Source organism: Stenotrophomonas sp. YJH_SMC_119 (assembly GCF_059368315.1).
Map to the genome: position 1 here is coordinate 234,701 of NZ_JCAFRP010000001.1, position 19,981 is coordinate 254,681.

General features: G+C 66.7%; 16 protein-coding genes. 8 read left to right on the forward strand and 8 right to left on the reverse strand.

Going from position 1 to position 19,981, the window contains the following annotated elements; all coding sequences use genetic code 11:
- Positions 1-27: 27 nt before the first annotated feature.
- The 4 genes from lepA to rpoE form a co-directional block, all read right to left on the reverse strand.
- Positions 28-1,821 (reverse strand): translation elongation factor 4, encoded by a 1,794-nt coding sequence (gene lepA / locus AC5P6S_RS01135; protein WP_005410603.1) that lies wholly within the window; start codon positions 1,819-1,821, stop codon positions 28-30.
- 180 nt (positions 1,822-2,001) lie between these two features.
- Positions 2,002-3,537: a DegQ family serine endoprotease gene (locus tag AC5P6S_RS01140; RefSeq protein ID WP_005410604.1), complete on the reverse strand. Its 1,536-nt coding sequence runs from the start codon at positions 3,535-3,537 to the stop codon at positions 2,002-2,004.
- 74 nt (positions 3,538-3,611) lie between these two features.
- Positions 3,612-4,493, reverse strand: coding sequence for a sigma-E factor negative regulatory protein (locus AC5P6S_RS01145; protein ID WP_005414198.1), 882 nt, complete (start codon positions 4,491-4,493; stop codon positions 3,612-3,614).
- Entirely contained in the window at positions 4,490-5,110 is a 621-nt protein-coding gene (gene rpoE / locus AC5P6S_RS01150) for an RNA polymerase sigma factor RpoE (RefSeq protein WP_005414197.1), read from the reverse strand. The genes AC5P6S_RS01145 and rpoE overlap by 4 nt, the downstream gene beginning before the upstream one ends.
- A gap of 235 nt (positions 5,111-5,345) precedes the next feature.
- On the opposite strand from rpoE, the gene AC5P6S_RS01155 reads away from it, so the two are divergent.
- From AC5P6S_RS01155 to AC5P6S_RS01170, 4 genes are all read left to right on the forward strand, one after another.
- Positions 5,346-7,409: a 3-hydroxyacyl-CoA dehydrogenase NAD-binding domain-containing protein gene (locus AC5P6S_RS01155; RefSeq protein ID WP_495204430.1), complete on the forward strand. Its 2,064-nt coding sequence runs from the start codon at positions 5,346-5,348 to the stop codon at positions 7,407-7,409.
- A gap of 635 nt (positions 7,410-8,044) precedes the next feature.
- A complete protein-coding gene (locus AC5P6S_RS01160) occupies positions 8,045-8,908 on the forward strand; it encodes a pirin family protein (protein ID WP_012480977.1) in 864 nt (287 codons plus the stop codon).
- Between the two features lie 121 nt (positions 8,909-9,029).
- A complete protein-coding gene (aqpZ, locus tag AC5P6S_RS01165) occupies positions 9,030-9,749 on the forward strand; it encodes an aquaporin Z (RefSeq protein WP_005414195.1) in 720 nt (239 codons plus the stop codon).
- 195 nt (positions 9,750-9,944) lie between these two features.
- Complete coding sequence (locus tag AC5P6S_RS01170; RefSeq protein ID WP_005410610.1) at positions 9,945-10,403, forward strand: hypothetical protein; 459 nt, start codon at positions 9,945-9,947, stop codon at positions 10,401-10,403.
- Positions 10,404-10,531: 128 nt separating this feature from the next.
- Here AC5P6S_RS01170 and AC5P6S_RS01175 read toward each other — a convergent pair whose 3' ends face one another.
- Positions 10,532-11,383, reverse strand: coding sequence for a pirin family protein (locus AC5P6S_RS01175; protein WP_033834360.1), 852 nt, complete (start codon positions 11,381-11,383; stop codon positions 10,532-10,534).
- Between the two features lie 215 nt (positions 11,384-11,598).
- Between AC5P6S_RS01175 and AC5P6S_RS01180 the strand changes: the two genes are divergently transcribed.
- Positions 11,599-13,680 (forward strand): carbon starvation CstA family protein, encoded by a 2,082-nt coding sequence (locus tag AC5P6S_RS01180; protein WP_005410612.1) that lies wholly within the window; start codon positions 11,599-11,601, stop codon positions 13,678-13,680.
- Positions 13,680-13,904 (forward strand): YbdD/YjiX family protein, encoded by a 225-nt coding sequence (locus tag AC5P6S_RS01185; RefSeq protein ID WP_005410613.1) that lies wholly within the window; start codon positions 13,680-13,682, stop codon positions 13,902-13,904. Before AC5P6S_RS01180 ends, AC5P6S_RS01185 begins: the two co-directional genes overlap by 1 nt.
- 351 nt (positions 13,905-14,255) lie before the next feature.
- Here AC5P6S_RS01185 and AC5P6S_RS01190 read toward each other — a convergent pair whose 3' ends face one another.
- The gene (locus AC5P6S_RS01190) at positions 14,256-15,506 is read right to left on the reverse strand and encodes a DUF819 family protein (RefSeq protein ID WP_012480981.1); all 1,251 of its coding nucleotides are present in this window, start codon (positions 15,504-15,506) and stop codon (positions 14,256-14,258) included.
- A gap of 127 nt (positions 15,507-15,633) precedes the next feature.
- Between AC5P6S_RS01190 and AC5P6S_RS01195 the strand changes: the two genes are divergently transcribed.
- Positions 15,634-16,023, forward strand: coding sequence for a VOC family protein (locus AC5P6S_RS01195; protein ID WP_005410615.1), 390 nt, complete (start codon positions 15,634-15,636; stop codon positions 16,021-16,023).
- Positions 16,024-16,109: 86 nt separating this feature from the next.
- Here AC5P6S_RS01195 and AC5P6S_RS01200 read toward each other — a convergent pair whose 3' ends face one another.
- Both AC5P6S_RS01200 and AC5P6S_RS01205 read right to left on the reverse strand, forming a co-directional pair.
- Positions 16,110-17,396: a sensor histidine kinase gene (locus AC5P6S_RS01200; RefSeq protein WP_005410616.1), complete on the reverse strand. Its 1,287-nt coding sequence runs from the start codon at positions 17,394-17,396 to the stop codon at positions 16,110-16,112.
- Complete coding sequence (locus AC5P6S_RS01205; RefSeq protein ID WP_005410617.1) at positions 17,383-18,096, reverse strand: response regulator transcription factor; 714 nt, start codon at positions 18,094-18,096, stop codon at positions 17,383-17,385. Before AC5P6S_RS01205 ends, AC5P6S_RS01200 begins: the two co-directional genes overlap by 14 nt.
- Positions 18,097-18,227: 131 nt before the next feature.
- Between AC5P6S_RS01205 and AC5P6S_RS01210 the strand changes: the two genes are divergently transcribed.
- Positions 18,228-19,931, forward strand: coding sequence for an ArnT family glycosyltransferase (locus tag AC5P6S_RS01210; protein ID WP_005410618.1), 1,704 nt, complete (start codon positions 18,228-18,230; stop codon positions 19,929-19,931).
- The last annotated feature ends 50 nt before the right edge of the window (positions 19,932-19,981 follow it).

A 19,981-nucleotide genomic window follows, 5' to 3' on the forward strand; every position in this document is an offset into this window, starting at 1 on the left:
GACCGGCCCCGCAGGGCCGGTGCGGGATTACTTGTTGTCCATCTGCAGCACGGCCAGGAACGCTTCCTGCGGGATCTCCACGCGGCCGACCTGCTTCATGCGCTTCTTGCCTTCCTTCTGCTTTTCCAGAAGCTTCTTCTTGCGCGAAACGTCGCCACCATAGCACTTGGCCAGCACGTTCTTGCGCATGGCCTTGACCGTGGTACGGGCGATGATCTGCGAGCCGACCGCAGCCTGGATGGCGACGTCGAACATCTGGCGCGGAATCAGGTCCTTCATCTTCTCGCACAGCTCACGGCCACGACGGTCGGCATGGCTGCGGTGCACGATCAGCGACAGTGCGTCGACCTTGTCGCCGTTGATCAGCACGTCCACGCGCACGAACGGGCCGGCGTCGAAGCGGACGAAGTGGTAGTCCAGCGAGGCGTAGCCACGGCTGACCGACTTCAGCTTGTCGAAGAAGTCCAGCACTACCTCGGCCATCGGCAGCTCATAGCTGATCTGCACCTGGCTGCCCAGGTAGTTGATGCCGATCTGGCTGCCGCGCTTTTCTTCGCACAGCTTGATGATGTTGCCGATGTACTCCTCGGGAGTGAGCACGTTGGCACGGATGATCGGCTCGCGGATCTCCTCGACCTGGTTCACCGGCGGCAGCTTGGCCGGGTTGTCCATGTTGATGATCGAGCCATCGGTCTTCAGGACTTCATACACCACCGTCGGCGCGGTGCTGATCAGGTCCAGGTTGTACTCGCGCTCCAGGCGTTCCTGCACGATTTCCATGTGCAGCATGCCCAGGAAGCCGCAGCGGAAGCCGAAGCCCATCGCCTCGGAGCTTTCCGGCTCGAAACGCAGCGCGGCATCGTTCAGGCGCAGCTTGTCCAGCGCTTCGCGCAGGTCCGGGTAATCTTCGGCATCGACCGGGAACAGACCGGCGAACACGCGCGGCTGCATTTCCTGGAAGCCCGGCAGCGGCTTCGGTGCCGGGTCGCCAGCCAGGGTCAGGGTGTCGCCGACCGGCGCACCGTGCACGTCCTTGATGCTGGCGGTGACCCAGCCCACTTCACCGGCACGCAGCGCAGGCAGCACTTTCCGCTTCGGCGTGAACACGCCGACGTTGTCGACCTGGTGGTTGCGGCCGGTGGACATCACCTGCAGCTTGTCACCGGCCTTGATCTCGCCCTGCATCACGCGTACCAGCGAGACCACGCCTAGGTAGTTGTCGAACCAGGAGTCGATGATCAGCGCCTGCAGCTTCTCGGTGTCGCGCGGTGTCGGCGGCGGGATGCGATGCACGATCGCTTCCAGCACGTCCTGCACGTTCAGGCCGGTCTTGGCACTGACCGGCACGGCGTCGGAGGCGTCGATGCCGATCACGGCCTCGATCTCGGCCTTGGCGCGCTCGATGTCGGCGGTCGGCAGGTCGATCTTGTTGATCACGGGCACCACTTCCAGGCCCTGCTCCACCGCGGTGTAGCAGTTGGCCACCGACTGCGCTTCCACGCCCTGGGCCGCATCGACCACCAGCAGCGCGCCTTCGCAGGCGGCCAGCGAGCGGCTGACTTCATAGGAGAAGTCGACGTGGCCGGGGGTGTCGATGAAGTTCAGATGGTAGGTCTGCCCGTCCTTGGCCAGGTACGGCAACGACACCGACTGCGCCTTGATCGTGATGCCGCGCTCGCGCTCGATCGGGTTGGAGTCGAGCACCTGCGCTTCCATCTCGCGGGCCTGCAGGCCACCACAGAGCTGGATGATGCGGTCGGCCAGCGTGGACTTGCCGTGGTCGACATGGGCGATGATGGAGAAGTTGCGGATGTTCCGCATCGAATCAGAAGACATAGGTGGCGGCGGCGCGCGGCGTCGTCAGGGTAACGGTCGATTATCGCATGCCCGGCGCCCCACCGCGAAAGCGGACTGCTCGGGCCCCGCCCGGAAAGGCCGAAGCCCCGCCAGGGCGGGGCTTCAGGGGAGACACAGGGGCCGCCGAAGCGGCCCCGGCAGGCCTTACTGGCCGGCCTTGACCGCCACGAAGGCGCTGTTGCCGTTGCCGGTGCGCACCAGCAGCATCACCACGTCGTCCTTCTTGTAGCTGGACAGCGCCCGGTTCAGGCTCTCCACGCTGCCGACCGGGGTGCGGCCGACCTGCAGGATCACCATGCCCGGAGACAGGCCGGCATCACGCGCCGCCTGGCCCTTGACTCCGGTGATACGCACGCCTTCGTTGCCATCCAGGCCGAACTGCTTGCGCTGCGGTGCGGTCAGGTCGCTCACGTCCAGGCCCAGCAGGGCATTGGCGCCGGCCTGCGGTGCCGCATCGGGCCTGGCGGCAGACGCCGCACGGGCATTGCCCTGACCGTCTTCGCTCAGCGCCGTGAGCGTGGCGCTGAGGTCGCGCGGCTTGCCGTCGCGGATCACCCCCAGCGTGACCCGGCTGCCCGGTGCCATCGCACCGATCAGCGGCGGCAGGTCGGACCAGCTGTTGACCGGGCTGCCGTTGACCGAACGCACCACATCGCCGATCTGCACACCGGCCTTCTCTGCGGCACTGCCGGCGACGATCTGGTTGACCAGCGCGCCACGGCTGTCGGGCAGGCCCAGGCCCTGCGCCTTCAGCGCATCGATCGGCTCGACCACCGCACCCAGCTGGCCACGGGTGACCTTGCCACTCTTCTTGATCTGCTCGACCGCGCTCATCGCCAGGTCGATCGGGATCGCGAAGCTGATGCCCATGTAGCCGCCGGAGGCGGAGAAGATCTGCGAGTTGATGCCGACCACTTCGCCGCGGGTGTTCAGCAACGGACCGCCGGAGTTGCCCTGGTTGATCGCCACGTCGGTCTGGATGAACGGCACGTAGCGCTGGTCGGCGCCACCCGTGCTACGCCCCAGTGCACTGACGATACCGGCGGTGACCGAATGGTCGAGACCAAACGGCGAGCCGATCGCGACAACCCACTGGCCGGGCTTCAGCGTATTGGAATCACCCACGCGCACGGTCGGCAGGTTCTTGCCATCGATCTTCAGCAGCGCCACGTCGTACTGCTGGTCGCTGCCCACCACCTTGGCGTTGAACTCACGGCTGTCGCCCAGCTTGACCTTCACGTCGCTGGCATCGGCCACCACGTGGTAGTTGGTCAGCACATAGCCATCGGGCGAAATGATGAAGCCCGAGCCCATGCCGCGGCCCTTGATGCTGGGGCCACCGTCCGGGCCGCCCGGGCCCTGCCCCGGCATCGGGAAGTCCGGGCCGAAGAAGCGACGGAAGAATTCCGGCATGTCGTCGTCACCGCCCATCGGGCCCCGCGAAGCCTGGCGGTTGGTGCGGACGATGGTGGTGTCGACGTTGACCACACCCGGCCCGACCTGTTCAACAAGGTTGGTGAAATCGGGCAGGCCGGTAACCAGCGGCTGTGCCGGTGCCCTTGGCGCGGTGGCTGGAGCAGCCTGGGTCGGGGCGGCCGGAGCCGGTGCCTGCGCGCAGGCCACCAGCGGCAGGGTCAGGGCCAACAGGCCCATGGCCTGCGTGCGGAGTCGGGGAGTCATCGGACGGCAACCTCCGGATCGGATGGAAAGAGGAATACGGGCCCCGCTGACGGCGGGGCGTGAAAGCGCCCGGCTCAGTCGCGCGGGCGCGGCGGCACCGGCAGGTCGTCCTGCAGGCGCGGCTCGAACGGGTAGAAGGCGGCGCCACCGGTATGGGCCGGGAAGCTGGCATTGAGCGCGCCGCCGGCGGCAGGCGCCAGGCTGGAACGCGGCCACGGCCGCGCCTGCAGCCCACCGACCTCGCCAAACGGCATGTTGCGGCTGCCATTGGCCGGTACGGTCGGGGTCAGCGGCGCCTGCGCAGCAGCCACCGCGCGTTGCGGCACGTCCTCACGCTGGGCGGCACGCGCGGCCTGCTGGCTGCGGGTAGCACTGGCGCGGCGGGTGTCCTGGCGGCGACCGGCAGTGGCCATCGCCAGGGCGGGAGCCGCCGCCACAGCCATCGCGGCCGTGTCTGCAGAGGCTTCGGTAACCGGGGCAGGATCGGTCGGCACGGTCGGCAGCTCCGCCTGGCTGGCGATCACCTGAGGTGCCAACGGCTCGCCCGGGGTGGCTTCCTTCAGCTTCTCACCGCCCATGAACAGCGCCACCGCCGCCACTGAAGCGGCCAGTGCGGCACCACCGCCCCAGGCCCGCCAGCCACTGCGACGCACCTGACGGCGCGGCTCGGCCTGCGGCGCAGGCTCGGCGGCGATGGCAGCAGCCACGGCGGAACTGAACCCGGCCGGGGCCAGTGCCGACGCCTGCCCACGCATCACGTCGCCCAGCAGCTGCCAGCGCTCCTGGCAGCCGGCCAGTTCGGGGTCATGCTCCATCCGCCGCAGCAGGAAGCGCGCTTCATCGGCGCCCAGCTCGCCATCGACCAGGGCCGACAGCTGCTCGCGATGGCGCTGGTCCAGGCGCTGCCCGGCGGGCGATTGATGGTTCTGCGATTCGTTGAACGGGTTACTGGTCATACGCGGCTCTTCTCACGGGTGGCGCTGCCGATGTCCAACAGCGGCCGGAGTTCGGTGTCGATCGCCTCGCGCGCCCGGAAGATCCGTGAACGCACGGTGCCGATCGGGCACCCCATTTTCTGCGCGATTTCCTCGTAGCTCAGGCCTTCCACCTCGCGCAGGGTGATCGCCGACCGGAGCTCTTCCGGCAGCGCGTTGACGGCCTTCATCACCGTCTGTTCCAGCTCCTGGCGCATCAACTCGCGTTCGGGCGTGTCGGTGTCGCGCAGGCGCGTACCACTGTCGAACTGTTCGGCATCGCCGATGTCGATGTCATCGGTCGGTGGCCGTCGATTGTGTGAAGCCAGGTAGTTTTTGGCGGTATTCACGGCGATTCGATGCAACCAGGTTGAGAACTGGGCGTCGCCACGGAAACTTCCGATCGCGCGATAGGCGCGGATGAAAGTGTCCTGGGCAACGTCCTGACATTCGCTCCAGTCGGCGATGTAGCGGCCGACAAGGGCCACCACGCGATGCTGGTACTTGCGCACCAGGACATCGAACGCGGCGCTCTCGCCGTGCTGCACGCGCCGGACCAGTTCCAGATCCAGCTCCTGTGGTGTATCAACCTCGGCCATGAGGGGCCGCACTCCTGTCAGCCCAACCGACGTCGGGCAATGAGACTGCCAATCCCGGGAAAAGTTCAGTCGCCGATCACCCGGCGCCGCACCAGCTTTTAACCACCGTTCCGTTAGCGTTCCGGTCCACGGCCATGGATCCGGGGTCGCCACTCCCCTGCTATTGGGATTTGACGCGGGGGAAACAACCTCTGGATCATAGCCGCTTCTCCATACACAACCGGATGGAACGTCCATGCTCTCAGGCTTCGATGGTCTCCGCTTCAGCCACTGGCACCCCGAGATCCGCGACGACGGCGTGGTGGTCCTCTCCCTGGATCGCCAGGACAGCAGCGTCAATGCCATGTCGCAGGATGTGCTGCTGGAGCTGGGTGACCTGCTTGAGCGCATTGCACTGGACCCGCCCAAGGGCGTGGTGATCCAGTCGCTGAAGAAAGCCGGCTTCATTGCCGGGGCGGACCTGAAGGAGTTCCAGGAGTTCGACCGTCGCGGCACCGTCAACGACGCCATCCGCCGCGGCCAGGCTACCTACCAGAAGCTGGCCGAGCTGCCCTGCCCCACCGTGGCGGCCATCCACGGCCATTGCCTGGGCGGCGGCACCGAGCTGGCGCTGGCCTGCCGCTATCGCGTGGCCTCCAATGACAGCAGCACCCGCATCGGCCTGCCGGAAACCCAGCTGGGCATCTTCCCGGGCTGGGGCGGCAGCGCGCGCCTGCCGCAGCTGGTCGGCGCTCCCGCGGCAATGGACATGATGCTGACCGGCCGTACGCTGTCGGCCTCGGCCGCGCGTGGCATCGGGCTGGTCGACAAGGTGGTGGCACCGGCCGTGGTGCTCGACACCGCCGTGGCGCTGGCGCTGTCCGGCACCACGCGCCCGTTCAAGCAGCGCGCGACGGCCTGGGCCACCAACACCTGGCTGGCACGCACGCTGCTGGCACCGCAGATGGTCAAGCAGGTCGCACGCAAGGCCAAGAAGGACCAGTATCCGGCGCCCTACGCGCTGATCAGCACCTGGCAGCGCAGTGGCGGCAAGCCGATCCAGGCGCGTTTGGACGCCGAGCGCCGCGCGGTGGTGAAGCTGGCCAGCACCCCGACCGCGCGCAACCTGATCCGCATTTTCTTCCTGACCGAACGCCTGAAGGGCCTCGGTGGTGGTGATTCCGGCATCCGCCACGTGCACGTGGTCGGCGCCGGCGTGATGGGCGGTGACATCGCCGCCTGGGCCGCCTACAAGGGCTTTGAAGTGACTCTCCAGGACCGCGAGCAGCGCTTCATCGACCCCGCCATGGAGCGCGCGCAGGCGCTGTTCGCCAAGAAGGTGCGCGACGAGAGCAAGCGCCCCGCCGTGGCCGCGCGCCTGCGTGCCGACCTGGAAGGCAACGGCGTGGCCGAGGCCGACCTGGTGATCGAAGCGATCATCGAGAACCCGGAAGCCAAGCGTGCGCTGTACCAGACGCTGGAGCCGAAGATGAAGCTGGACGCGCTGCTGACCACCAACACCTCGTCGATTCCGCTGGTGGAACTGCGCGACCACATCCAGCGCCCGGCGCAGTTCGCTGGCCTGCACTACTTCAACCCGGTGGCGCAGATGCCACTGGTGGAGATCATCCACCACGACGGCATGGCGCCGGAGACCGAGCGCCGCCTGGCCGCGTTCTGCAAGGCGCTGGGCAAGTTCCCGGTACCGGTGGCCGGCAGCCCGGGCTTCCTGGTCAACCGCGTGCTGTTCCCGTACATGCTGGAAGCCGCCACCGCATATGCCGAAGGCATTCCGGGCCCGGTGATCGACAGGGCCGCGGTGAAGTTCGGCATGCCGATGGGCCCGATCGAACTGATCGACACCGTCGGCCTGGACGTGGCCGCCGGCGTCGGCCGCGAACTGGCGCCGTTCCTGGGCCTGCAGATTCCAGCGGCCTTGCAGACGGTGGAGCCGGACAAGCGCGGCAAGAAGGACGGCCAGGGCATCTACACCTGGGAAAACGGCAAGCCGAAGAAGCCGGACGTGGCCAGCGATTACCAGGCCCCGGCCGATCTTGAGGACCGCCTGATCCTGCCGCTGTTGAACGAGGCGGTGGCGTGCCTGCACGAAGGTGTTGTGGCCGATGCGGACCTGCTGGATGCCGGCGTGATCTTCGGTACCGGCTTTGCCCCGTTCCGCGGTGGTCCGATCCAGCACATCCGTGCGGTCGGTGCCGATGCGATCGTCGAGCGGCTGAAGGCACTGCAGCAGCATCACGGTGACCGCTTCGCCCCGCGCCCGGGCTGGGACAACCCCACCCTGCGCGAACCAGTGGTTTGAGTTTATCGGCCGGGCCTGCGGCCCGGCACCCGCAGAGGCAACCGCCGAAGCCAGAGCCGAAGCCAGAGCCAGAGCCAGAGCAACAGCCGGCTCTGGCTTTTCTGTTTGTTGGGCGGGGGGGGGTCGGCAGGCAGGAGAGGCCGCAAACCCATCCATGGGGGCTCGATGGGGCCATCCATGGCGCCAACGGTCCTGCCTGCCCACACCGCCCCACCCCTGACAGTTTCCCGGTGACGGTCGGTGAATCTCGATTCCGGTGTGGATCACTACGAACGGGTGGGTGGCTACCTGGGCCGCCACCAGGAGCGAAGCAACCGGCGTTTGATTTTGACTTTGATTTTCTTTTTTCTTCTCCGTGGCTGGACGCACACGGAAACTGTCAGAGGTCGGGCGGGGTGGATTCGCGGGGGTGTCCGCGGCATGGATGCCGCGGCCAAGCCTCCACGGACGGATTCACGGCGTCCCCCGCGAACCCACCCCGCCCGGCCAAGCGCGGCTTTTGCTTTACGCGCCCCCCCCACAGCCACGAGGGGCTGCGCCGTTGGCTGGAACACCCTGTTACCCATACGGGGCATGTCCCCGTCACAGCCGCATGCGATGCTGATCACCTGATCCCTGCCAGCGAGAACGCCCGCATGACCACCATCATCGCCCCGCGCGTGCACGACATCGGCGGACTCGAAGTCCGTCGCGCCGTCCCCACCGTGCAGGCGCGCAGCATCGGCTCGTTCGTGTTCGTCGACCAGATGGGCCCGGCGCTCATGCATCCCGGCACGGCCATCGACGTGCGCCCGCATCCGCATATCGGCCTGGCCACCGTCACCTATCTGTGGTCGGGCGCCATCGGCCATCGCGACACACTCGGTTCGGACCAGGTGATCCGCCCCGGAGACGTCAACTGGATGACCGCTGGCCGCGGCATCGCCCATTCCGAACGTACGCCGCAACCGGACCGCGATCACGACAACCCGATCCACGGGATGCAGACCTGGGTGGCGCTGCCGAAGTCACATGAAGAGATCGAGCCGGCGTTCTACCACCACGCCGCGGCCACCCTGCCCGAGCAGCGCCGCAACGGTGCCTGGCTGCGCGTCATCGCCGGCCGCGCCTATGGCGAGGAATCGCCGGTGAAGGTGTTCGCCGACACCCTCAACGTGGCAATCGATCTCGACCCGGATGCGGAAATCGATATCGACGACGGCCACCGCGAGCGCGCGCTGTACATCCTCGAAGGCGACGCACAGCTGGATGGCGTGGACATCCCTGCACAGCATCTGGTGATTCCCGAAGCCGGCGCACGTGGCCGCCTGCGCGCGAAGACGCCGGTGAAGGCGATGCTGTTCGGTGGCGAGCCGCTGGATGGCCCGCGTCACCTGTGGTGGAACTTCGTGTCCAGCTCGAAGGAACGCATCGAGCAGGCCAAGCACGATTGGGAGGCCGGCCGCTTCGGCACCATTCCGGGCGACGACAAGGAATTCATCCCGCTGCCGCAGTACTGAACATCGCGTGTTGCACACATCCGAAGGTGTATGCCTGCACCCGGCGTTGACGCTACAGTCACCCGCTGATCATTGAAATGTGACATAAATCACACTTTCGACCGTCAAAGGAGTGCAACACATGAGCATGGGTAAACGCTTGTCCGCCGAATTCCTCGGCACGTTCTGGCTGGTTCTGGGTGGCTGCGGCAGTGCGGTGCTGGCCGCCAAGTTCGGCGGTGACAGCAATCCGCTGGGCATCGGGTTCCTCGGCGTGGCGCTCGCCTTCGGCCTGACCGTGGTGACCGGCGCCTATGCGTTCGGCCATATCTCCGGCGCGCACTTCAATCCGGCGGTCAGCGTCGGCCTGTGGGCCGGTGGCCGCTTCCCGACCAAGGACCTGGTGCCGTACATCATCGCCCAGGTGGCTGGTGGCCTGTTGGCCGGCTTCATCCTGCTGCAGATCGCCTCGGGGGCCAGCGGCTTCGCCATCGACGGCAGCCAGGCCGGTGCGTTCGCCAGCAATGGCTATGGTGCGCTGTCGCCCGGCGGTTACAGCGTGGCGGCGGCCTTCCTGTGCGAAGTGGTGCTGACCGCCGTGTTCCTGATCGTGATCATGGGCGCCACCCACGGCAAGGCACCGGCTGGCTTCGCGCCGCTGGCGATCGGCCTGTCGCTGACCCTGATCCATCTGATCAGCATCCCGGTCACCAACACCTCGGTGAACCCGGCCCGCTCCACCGCCGTGGCCTTCTTCGCCGGCAGCGGGGCGGTCAGCCAGCTGTGGCTGTTCTGGGTCGCCCCGCTGCTGGGCGGTGCGATCGGCGGCATCATCTACAAGTGGCTCGGCAACGACCGCTGAGGCCTGTGCGGACCATTGCGGCCGACCTTCGGCCGCAATGGTTACGCTTGTAACCGCAATTTGTGCGATCGCTCACGTTCCGTTAAGGTTGAGTTGACCGTCCGTGCACATGCCGGCCGGCGGGGCATCCGGGGATGGGATGCCAAGGCCGCCGGTCCATCCGACGGAGCCACGACACACCACCTTGGGGGATGCATGAAGTTCGCGCCTGTAGTGTTGTCGAGCCTGCTGTTCGCTGCGGCCCAGGCCGCCGCGCAGGCTCCCACCGAATGTCCTTCATTGCCGGCCAACAGCGGCCTGCAGTGGCAACAGCAGGCACAGGCCGATTTCCTGGTCTGCCGTGCCAGCACCAGCGATGGCCGCGAGGTACTGAGCCTGATGCTCAGTGCACGCGATCCCAACCTTCCATTGAACCGCTCGCTGCGCCACGAAAAGGGCAGCTTCGGCGGTGAATCACTGTACTGGTACCAGCCCGATCTGGGAGGCCAGCAGCCGCCCGGTTATGCCGAGCGCCGCATCAGCGTGGTCAAGCTCGACAAAGGGCGTTACGCGCAGATTTCGCTGTATCCGGACAGCGCGCAGGAACTGGGTTCGCTGCAACAGCTGGCGCAGGGGATGAGCCTGACCCCGTCGGCCGTGGCTGCCGGGAACTGACGATGGCGGGGATGACTGCCTTGCAGCATCCCCGCAATGCGAGCCGACCTGACGGTAGTGCCGGCCGCTGGCCGGCACCTCGATCCGCCGTGACCGCAGGCAGTTGCCGGCCAGCGGCCGGCACCGCCTCAGAACTTGCCTTCCTGGAAATCGACGAAGGCCTGCATGAGTTCCTGCCGCGTGTTCATCACGAACGGGCCATGGCGCATCACCGGTTCTCGCAACGGACGACCAGCCACCAGGATCAGCCGCGCACCCTCGCTGCCGGCCGACAGATGCAGCTGCTCGCCACCGCCCAGCACCGCCAGTTCCTGGCGGGCGACGTCGCGCGCCGCGTCCTGCTCACCCACCGTCACCGCACCTTCGAACACATACGCGAAGGCGTTGTGCCCTTCCGGCAAGGCATAGGTCCAGGCGCGATCCGGGGCCAGCGTGATGTCCAGGTACAGCGGATCGGTGGCCGGCTGCACGATCGGGCCCTGCGTGCCATCCACGTTGCCGGCGATCACCTTCACTTCCACGCCGGCGTCCGGCCGCACCACGGGAATGCGCTCGGGCGCGAACTCCTGGTACTTCGGCTCGGTCATCTTCTCTTTCGCCGGCAGGTTCACCCACAGCTGGAAGCCGCGCATCTGACCGCTTTCCTGCTCGGGCATTTCCGAATGCACCAGGCCACGGCCTGCGGTCATCCACTGCACGCTGCCCGGGGTAAGCAGGCCCTCGTTGCCGTGGTTGTCGCGATGCCGCATGCGCCCGTCGAGCATGTAGGTGACGGTCTCGAAACCGCGATGCGGATGCTCCGGGAAGCCGGCGATGTAGTCCTCGGCACGGTCGGTGCCGAATTCATCGAGCAGCAGGAACGGGTCCAGGTCAGGCAGCGTCGGGCCGCCGATGACGCGGGTCAGGCGCACGCCGGCACCGTCGGAGGTGGGCATGCCACGGATGGTCCGCAGTACGCGGACCGGTTCGGGAAAGCTCATGGCGACTCCTGTTGGATGGATGCCACTGAAGATGGACGCCACATGGCCGCACGCCAATGGACGGCGCCGCAACCGATTGTTCCATCCCTGATGTTCGCTGCATGTCAGCACAACAAGCGTACGACCAAAGTACTACCGCCGATTCGTCCTGTGCCAATTGACCCTGCCGTGGGCACGCGGGACTCTTTGACTGTCTTTCCGGGAGAGAGCACCTCATGAAAGGGTTTTCCAAAATAGGCTGGGCGGTACTCGCCCTGCTCGGCGCCTTCTGTCTGGGCACCGTGGCTCTGCGCCGCGGCGAACACATCAATGCCCTGTGGATCGTCGTCGCCGCCGTTTCGCTGTACCTGGTGGCCTACCGCTTCTACAGCCTGTTCATCGCCAACAAGGTGATGCAGCTGGATCCGACCCGGGCCACCCCGGCGGTGATCAACAACGATGGTCTGGACTACGTGCCGACCAACAAGCACGTGCTGTTCGGTCACCATTTCGCCGCCATTGCCGGTGCCGGCCCGCTGGTGGGACCGGTGCTGGCCGCACAGATGGGCTACCTGCCCGGCCTGCTGTGGCTGGTGGTGGGCGTGGTGCTGGCCGGCGCGGTGCAGGACTTCATGGTCCTGTTCCTGTCCAGCCGCCGCAACGGCCGCTCCCTGGGCGATCTTGTGCGGGAAGAGATGGGCCAGGTGCCCGGCACCATCGCGCTGTTCGGTGCGTTCCTGATCATGATCATCATCCTGGCGGTGCTGGCGATGGTGGTGGTCAAGGCGTTGGCCGAAAGTCCGTGGGGCATGTTCACGGTGATCGCGACGATGCCCATCGCGATCCTGATGGGCGTGTACATGCGCTACATCCGCCCCGGCAGGATCGGCGAGATTTCGGTGGTCGGCCTGATCCTGCTGCTGGCCGCGATCTGGTACGGCGGCAAGGTCGCCGCCGATCCGGTCTGGGGCCCGGCCTTCACCTTCACCGGCACCCAGATCACCTGGATGCTGATCGGTTACGGCTTCGTTGCCTCGGTGCTGCCGGTGTGGCTGCTGCTGGCCCCCCGCGATTACCTGTCGACCTTCCTCAAGATCGGCACCATCATCGCGCTGGCCGTCGGCATCCTGATTGTGATGCCGGAACTGAAGATGCCGGCGCTGACCCAGTTCGCTGCCAGTGGTGATGGCCCGGTGTGGAAGGGCGGCATGTTCCCGTTCCTGTTCATCACCATCGCCTGCGGTGCGGTCTCCGGTTTCCACGCGTTGATTTCCTCCGGCACCACGCCGAAGCTGCTGGCCAATGAAGCGCACATGCGCTACATCGGCTACGGCGGCATGCTGATGGAATCGTTCGTGGCGGTGATGGCGCTGGTGGCGGCCTCGATCATCGATCCGGGCATCTACTTCGCGATGAACAGCCCGGCGGCGGTGATCGGTGCCGATGCGGCCTCGGCGGCGCACTACATCACCAACACCTGGGGCTTCACCATCACGCCCGAGCAGCTGACCGCGACCGCGGCGGCCATTGGCGAGCCGACCATCCTGCATCGCGCAGGTGGCGCACCGACACTGGCGGTGGGCATCGCGCAGATCCTGCACGAAGCGATTCCCAGTGGCAGCGACGCGATGATGGCGTTCTGGTACCACTTCGCGATCCTGTTCGAAGCGTTGTTCATCCTCACGGCAGTCGACGCTGGCACCCGTGCCGGTCGCTTCATGCTGCAGGACCTGCTGGGCAACTTCGTGCCGGCCCTGAAGAAGACCGAATCGTGGACCGCCAACATCATCGGTACCGCCGGCTGCGTGGCGCTGTGGGGCTACCTGCTCTACACCGGCGTGGTCGATCCGTTCGGTGGCATCCAGACGCTGTGGCCGCTGTTCGGCATCTCCAACCAGATGCTGGCGGGTATCGCACTGATGCTGGGCACGGTGGTGCTGTTCAAGATGAAGCGTGACCGCTATGCGTGGGTGACGGCCGTGCCGGCCATCTGGCTGCTGATCTGCACCACCTACGCCGGCTTCATCAAGATCTTCGACAGCAATCCGGCGCAGGGCTTCCTGGCCCAGGCACACAAGTTCCAGGCCGCCCTCGCCAGCGACACCATCACGGCACCGGCCAAGTCGGTGGCGCAGATGAAGCAGATCGTGGTCAACGCCTACGTCAACACCGGCCTGACCGCGCTGTTCCTGCTGGTGGTGGGCGCAGTGCTGGTGTATTCGATCAAGACCATCCTGGCGGCCCGCCGCAATCCTCAGCGCAGCGACCGCGAGACCCCATACGTGGCGCTGAAGCCGCATGAAATGGTGGATCTGTGATGAGCACGCAACTGGTTCCCGCCGGCCAGTACCAGGCACACCGCCGTATCTGGCGGCGCCTGGTGCAAACCGCACGACTGTGCTGTGGCATTCCTGATTACGACAACTACGTCCGGCACATGCTGGAAAAACATCCGGACCAGGAGCCGATGGATTACAAGACGTTCTTCCGCGAGCGCCAGGAAGCGCGCTACGGCGGACGCAACGGTGGCCGTTGCTGTTGAGGTTCCAGGGTGGGTGCCGGGCTTGCAGCCCGGCGCCCGCAGAGGCCGGAGCAACGGCAACAGCTGAGGCGTCGGCTCTGGGTTTCTGTGTGCTTGGCGGGGTGGTGTCGGATGGCGGGGACGCCGTAAACCCATCCCTGGGGGCTTGGCCGCGGCATCCATGCCGCGGACACCCCGCCATCCGACACCACCCCACCTTCGACAGATTTCCGGTGACGGCGAGATGCATCAGGGGTCAGATCCGTTTCCTCCGGGAAACGGATCTGACCCCTTCCATGTTCATGGAGGCCCATGAAATGCATCCACGCATGGCGTGGATCTACGCAAGCATGACGCCGGGGCGGCCCGGACTCAGCCGTTGGCCATCCACTTCAGGATCAGGCCAGTGACATAGGCCAGCCCGGTGCCGGTGGCGTAGCCCACCGTGCCCAGCAGCACGCCCACCGGAGCCAGCGTCGGATGGAACGCTGCGGCCACCACGGGGGCCGAAGCGGCTGCGCCGATGTTGCCCTGCGAACCGATCGCGAAGAAGAACAGCGGCGCGCGCAGCAGCTTGGCCACCACCCACAGCACCAGCACATGCGTGGCCATCCAGATCGCGCCGAGCAGGAACAGCCACGGCCGGTCCAGCAGCGACAGCAGGTTCATCTGCATGCCGATGCAGGCGATCAGGAAGTACAGGAACACCGTGCCCAGCCGCGAAGCGCCTGCGGCTTCCAGCCGGCGCGCACGAGTGAAGCTCAGGCCCAGGCCCATCGCTGTCGACAGCAGGATCACCCACACGAACTGGCTGTCCAGGCTGAACTGGCTGGCCCAGCTGACATTGGTCTTGAACCAGCCCGCCAGCGGCGCGGCGATGGCATGGGCCAGGCCGACGCCGCCCAGTGCCACGCCGACGATCACCATCAGGTCGGTCATGCTGGGAATGCGCGCGTTCTGCGCCTCGTAGGCGCTGATACGCGCCTTCATCTCGTCGATGGCACGGGTATCGGCACCGTTGCGGGTATCGATCTGCTGCGCGCGGTTGGCCAGAAACAGCAGGATGGCCATCCACAGGCTGGCGCAGGCCACGTCGACCACCGCGAACTGGCCGAAGGTGGTGGCATCGGTGCCGAACACTTCACGCATGGCCACCATGTTGGCGCCGCCGCCGATCCAGCTGCCGGCCAGCGCCGCCATGCCGGCCCAGGTATCACCGGCCACGGTTTCGGGGTGGATCAACTTCATCAGCTGGAACGAGACGATGGCGCCGAGCATGATGCCGGCGGTACCGGCGCAGAACACGATCAGCAGTTTCGGGCCGAGCTTGGCAATACCCTTGAGGTCGATCGACAGGGTCAGCAGGACCAGCGCGGCCGGCAGCAGCACGTCACGCGCGACCGGGTTGTACAGCGAGGTGTTGTGGCCGTCGATGACACCGGCGGTGTTGTAGATGGCGGGGACGAAGTAGCACAGCAGCAGCGCCGGCACCCAGGCGAAGATCTTCTTCAATAACGGGGTCGGGCCACTGGCAGCCCAGAAGATCAGGGCCAGGGTGGCGGCAATCAGGCCCAGGCCAACGATGTCGTTGCTGATCAGGGCAGTAGCGGGTTCGGTCGGCATGGGATCCTCTGTCGATCGAAAGAGCGGGAAAAAAAAGCGCCGCATGAAGCGGCGCACCCCGAGATTAACATTGTCTTCACGCCGGGTCATGCTGCAGTGCCGGCTGCCCTTTCCCGGAGCCACTCCCATGCAGCTCGGCGCCTTCTCCGTCAGCCTCTCGGTCAGGGACCTGGCGGCCTCCCGCAGCTTCTACGAAGCACTGGGCTTCTCGGTGACCGGTGGCGAGCCGGCGCAGAACTGGCTGGTGATGCGCAACAACGGCATTGTCATCGGCCTGTTCCAGGGCATGTTCGAGGGCAACCTGCTCACCTTCAACCCGGGCTGGGACCAGCACAAGCAGGAACTGCCCCACTTCCAGGATGTACGTGAACTGCAGGCGGAACTGGATGCGAAGGGCATTGAACTGGCGGTGCGTACCGACCCTCATGGGCGGGGCACCGGCTACCTGCAGTTGGCCGATCCCGACGGCAATGTGATCCTGATCGACCAGCATGTGGCGCGGCCGAACGGCCGATAATGCGAACGGACATTGCGTGGGCAGGCGTCGACCTTGGTCGACGGGCAGCATGCCAACCAAGGTTGGCATCTACCAGGACGGCCGGTTCAGGCCGGACGTGAAGCGCTGAAATCGAGCGTGGCGCGCGTGCCACGCGGCTCGCAGGGCTGCAGCTGCAGGGTCCAGCCAAGGTGCTCGCAGAGCCGGGCGATCAGGTCCAGGCCGATGCCGCCGCCACGGTCGGCGCGCTCGCCGCGGGCCATCCGCGCGTGGATCGCCGCAATCTCCTCCGGGCTCATGCCATGTCCCGGGTCCTGCAGGGTCAGCACCGCCGACGAGCTCAGGCGCAACTCAATGTGGCCACGCCCACTGTTCTCGATGGCATTGCGCAGCAGGTTGCCGATCGCGGCCTGCACGACGGCCAGCGGCGCGACAATATCCACCGGGGCCGCCTGGATGCCGATGCTCAGGTCCTTGTCACCGAGCAGGTGGCGATGGTCGTCGACGATTTCCGGCAGCAGCTGGTCCAGGGCGATGCGCTCGGCGCGCGCGGCCAGGCGCGCCGGGTCACGCGCCAGCACCAGCAGCAGTTCGATCAGCTGCTCCACGCTCTGCGCGGTGCGCAGCACGCGTTGCATCTGCTGGCGCGCGCGCTCGGGCAGGCCCGGCTGTTCCAGTGCCAGCTCTGCGGCACCGGTCATCACCGCAATCGGCGTACGCAGCTCGTGGCTGGCGGTGCTGATGAACACCCGCTCGCGTTCGACAAACTGCTCGTTGCGGTCCAGATAGTCGTTCAGTGCATCGGCAATGGTGTGCAGCTCGGAGCTGCCGCGCGGGTCGACCTCGATGCGCTGGCCCTGGACGCCCGGCCGCAGCGCGGCGATGTGCTGCGCCAGCAGGCTCAACGGGCGCACCATGCGTTCCATGCCGAACGACGCCATCAGCACGGTGACGAAGATCATGATCACCCCGGCCAGCATCACCCAGCGCGTGGCGAACTGTTCCAGGTCATGGAAGTCGGAAATGTCCAGCGCCAGCGCCACCCGCCCCATCGAGCCGGTGTCACGCACCATCACCGCAGTCTGCCGCCCGTTGATCGGCACCCCGTCATGCAGCCCCGGGTGCAGCATGCGCACGCTTTCCGGCATGTTGCCTTCATCGAAGCGGAACAGGCTGAGCGTGTCCGAGTCCTGCCAGCGATAGTGCGGCTCGTGCTCGGTGTGCTCGACGATGCTGTCCAGTTCGGAATTGAGCAGCGCGCGCCAGGCAGCGTGCTCCGCATGTTCATGCACGTAGTTGCCGACGCTGAACACCGCGATCGACAGCAGCGCCAGATAGCCCAGCAACCACCACACCACGCGCCGGTACAACGGCCCCGGCTTACTCGCCTTCATCATCATCCTTGCCGGCATCGCTGGGCGTGGTCACGGCCAAGCGGTAACCCACCCGCGGCAGGGTATGGATCAGTTTCTCGGCGAACGGTCCGTCCACGCTGCGGCGCAGCTCGTAGACATGCGAACGCAGCAGGTCGCCATCCGGCGGTTCGTCGCCCCACAGAGCGAATTCCAGCTGCTGGCGGGTCACCGCGCCGGGGCTGGCGCGCATGAGCACTTCCAGCAGCTTGCGGCAGGCCGGGTACAGGTGCAGCACCTGGGTGCCGCGCTGGGCTTCCAGGGTGGCCAGATCCAGCACCAGATCGCCCACCTGCAGGCGCTTGCGCGGGTTGCGGCCCTGCGCACGCAGCAGCAGCGCTTCCAGCCGCACCTCCAGCTCCGGGAGTGCGAACGGCTTGGTCAGGTAGTCGTCGGCACCGGCGCGGAAGCCCGCAATCTTGTCCGGCAGCTCGTCACGCGCGGTCAGCATGATCACCGGCACTTCCGATGCATGCTCGGCGCGCAGCCGGCGCAGCACCTCCGGGCCCTCCATGCGCGGCAGCATCCAGTCCAGGATGACGGCGTCATACGGATGGCTCCCGGCCAGGTGCAGTCCGGTGATGCCATCCGGCGCCACGTCGAGCACGTGCCCGCGCGACTCGAAATAGTCGAACAGGTTGGCCACCAGCTGGCGGTTGTCCTCGATCACCAACAGACGCATGCACGAAACATCCACGGAAGTTCGTACCATGGTAGCGCCGCACATGTCGGAATGCGGTCGCCCCGGCGCCGCTCTGACGCTTTTCCCACCCCTGCCACCTCAGAATGGCCGTTTTGCTCCCGGAGCCTGCCGTGCCCGTAGCCCTGCCCCGCCGTTGGCGCCTGCCCCTGTTGTGGCTGCTGATCATTGCTGCGCTGGCAGCGGGGATCGGCCTTCGGCAGCCGCAGCCGCCGGACGAGCCGCGCTTCGTGCTGGCGGCCCGGACCATGGTCGAGAGCGGGCAATGGCTGCTGCCGCACCGTGGCGTGGAACTGTATGCGGAGAAGCCACCCGTCTTCATGTGGCTGCAGGCCGCCGCCTACGAGATCGTCGGCAGCTGGCAGTGGTCCTTCCTGCTGCCGTCGTTGCTGGGCGCCCTGCTCAGCCTGTGGCTGGTGTCGGACCTGGCGCGGCGGCTGTGGTCGCCACGACATTCCATCTACGCCCTCGCTGCGCTGTTCTGCACCCTGCAGTTCGGGCTGATGGCCAAGCGTGCGCAGATCGACATGGTGCTGGTGGGCATGACCACCGTGGCCCTCTGGGGCCTGATGCGTCATCTGTGTGAACGCCGCAACCTGCCCGCCCTGTGGCTGGCCGGCTTCGCCGCAGGCGTCGGCACGGTGACCAAGGGCGTGGGGTTCCTGCCGCTGCTGATGGTGCTGCCCTGGTTCGGCTGGTGGCTGTACCAGCGCCGCCGCGGACGCACGGTGGAAGGTCCGCATCCGGCAACCCTGCTCTGGCTGATCCCGGCCTTCCTGCTGGGTGTCGGGGTGTGGCTGGCGCCGCTGGGCTGGGCCCTGCTGCACACGCCCAGTGCCGAACTGCAGGCTTATGCGCACGAGCTGCTGTTCAAGCAGACCGGCACCCGTTATGCCAATGCGTGGCACCACCGGCAGCCCGCCTGGTATTACCTGCAGGTGATCCTTACCCTGTGGCTGCCGGGCAGCCTGCTGCTGCCGATGCTGTTCAAGCCCTGGTGGCGCCGTATCCGCCGTGGCGACCGCCGCCAGTGGCTGCTGCTGGGCTGGGCCGTGCTGGTACTGGTGTTCTTCAGCGCCAGCCCGGGCAAGCGCGAGGTGTATCTGTTGCCGATGCTGCCGGCGATGGCACTGGCGGTGGCGCCGCTGCTGCCCGGCCTGCTGCGCCGCCTGTGCGTGCGCCGCTACCTGTTCGGCTACAGCGTGGTGCTGATGCTGGCCACTGGCACGCTGGGCGTGATGCTGCTGACCGAACACGCTTGGGCGGTGGCCCAGCTGGAACGCCGCGCCATGCCCGATACCCTGCTGCCGGTGCTGGGCGATGGCCTGCTGACCTTCGCCATCGCGCTGGCCACGCTGATCGTGTGGTTGCGGGTGCGCCGCGCGGCGACGCTGGTGCTGCTGACCCACGGCATGCTGTGGATGCTCTACGGCCTGGTACTGATCCCGGCGCTGGATCCCTATGCATCGGCGTCAGCGCTGATGCGCCGGGTCGGCGCGCGGATCGGACCGGATGCCGAACTGGCGCTGGTGGCCTGGCGCGAGCAGAACCTGCTGCAGGCCGACCGCCCGGTACGCGAATTCGGCTTCAAGCGGCCCTGGGCAGAGCAATGGCATGACGCCGGCCCTTGGCTCGCTGAGGCGCCGGACAAGCGCTGGCTGCTGGTGCTGGACGATGCGATGAGCCCCTGCGTGGATCCGGCCAAAGTGATCGACATCGGTGTTGCCAACAGGAATCGTTGGCAACTGCTTCCCGGTACCGCATGGAACCCGGAGTGTCACGCCGAGCGGACAGGATCGACTGCCGAAGAAGACTGAACGTTGACATGCGCCTGGGACTCATTAACCCGGCGCGAACGGGCGTCCGA

Coding starts and splice junctions, on each gene's coding strand:
- lepA (WP_005410603.1), bottom strand. CDS start 1,821: ATGCGGAACATCCGCAACTTCTCCATCATCGCCCATGTCGACCACGGC.
- AC5P6S_RS01140 (WP_005410604.1), bottom strand. CDS start 3,537: ATGACTCCCCGACTCCGCACGCAGGCCATGGGCCTGTTGGCCCTGACC.
- AC5P6S_RS01145 (WP_005414198.1), bottom strand. CDS start 4,493: ATGACCAGTAACCCGTTCAACGAATCGCAGAACCATCAATCGCCCGCC.
- rpoE (WP_005414197.1), bottom strand. CDS start 5,110: ATGGCCGAGGTTGATACACCACAGGAGCTGGATCTGGAACTGGTCCGG.
- AC5P6S_RS01155 (WP_495204430.1), top strand. CDS start 5,346: ATGCTCTCAGGCTTCGATGGTCTCCGCTTCAGCCACTGGCACCCCGAG.
- AC5P6S_RS01160 (WP_012480977.1), top strand. CDS start 8,045: ATGACCACCATCATCGCCCCGCGCGTGCACGACATCGGCGGACTCGAA.
- aqpZ (WP_005414195.1), top strand. CDS start 9,030: ATGAGCATGGGTAAACGCTTGTCCGCCGAATTCCTCGGCACGTTCTGG.
- AC5P6S_RS01170 (WP_005410610.1), top strand. CDS start 9,945: ATGAAGTTCGCGCCTGTAGTGTTGTCGAGCCTGCTGTTCGCTGCGGCC.
- AC5P6S_RS01175 (WP_033834360.1), bottom strand. CDS start 11,383: ATGAGCTTTCCCGAACCGGTCCGCGTACTGCGGACCATCCGTGGCATG.
- AC5P6S_RS01180 (WP_005410612.1), top strand. CDS start 11,599: ATGAAAGGGTTTTCCAAAATAGGCTGGGCGGTACTCGCCCTGCTCGGC.
- AC5P6S_RS01185 (WP_005410613.1), top strand. CDS start 13,680: ATGAGCACGCAACTGGTTCCCGCCGGCCAGTACCAGGCACACCGCCGT.
- AC5P6S_RS01190 (WP_012480981.1), bottom strand. CDS start 15,506: ATGCCGACCGAACCCGCTACTGCCCTGATCAGCAACGACATCGTTGGC.
- AC5P6S_RS01195 (WP_005410615.1), top strand. CDS start 15,634: ATGCAGCTCGGCGCCTTCTCCGTCAGCCTCTCGGTCAGGGACCTGGCG.
- AC5P6S_RS01200 (WP_005410616.1), bottom strand. CDS start 17,396: ATGAAGGCGAGTAAGCCGGGGCCGTTGTACCGGCGCGTGGTGTGGTGG.
- AC5P6S_RS01205 (WP_005410617.1), bottom strand. CDS start 18,096: ATGCGTCTGTTGGTGATCGAGGACAACCGCCAGCTGGTGGCCAACCTG.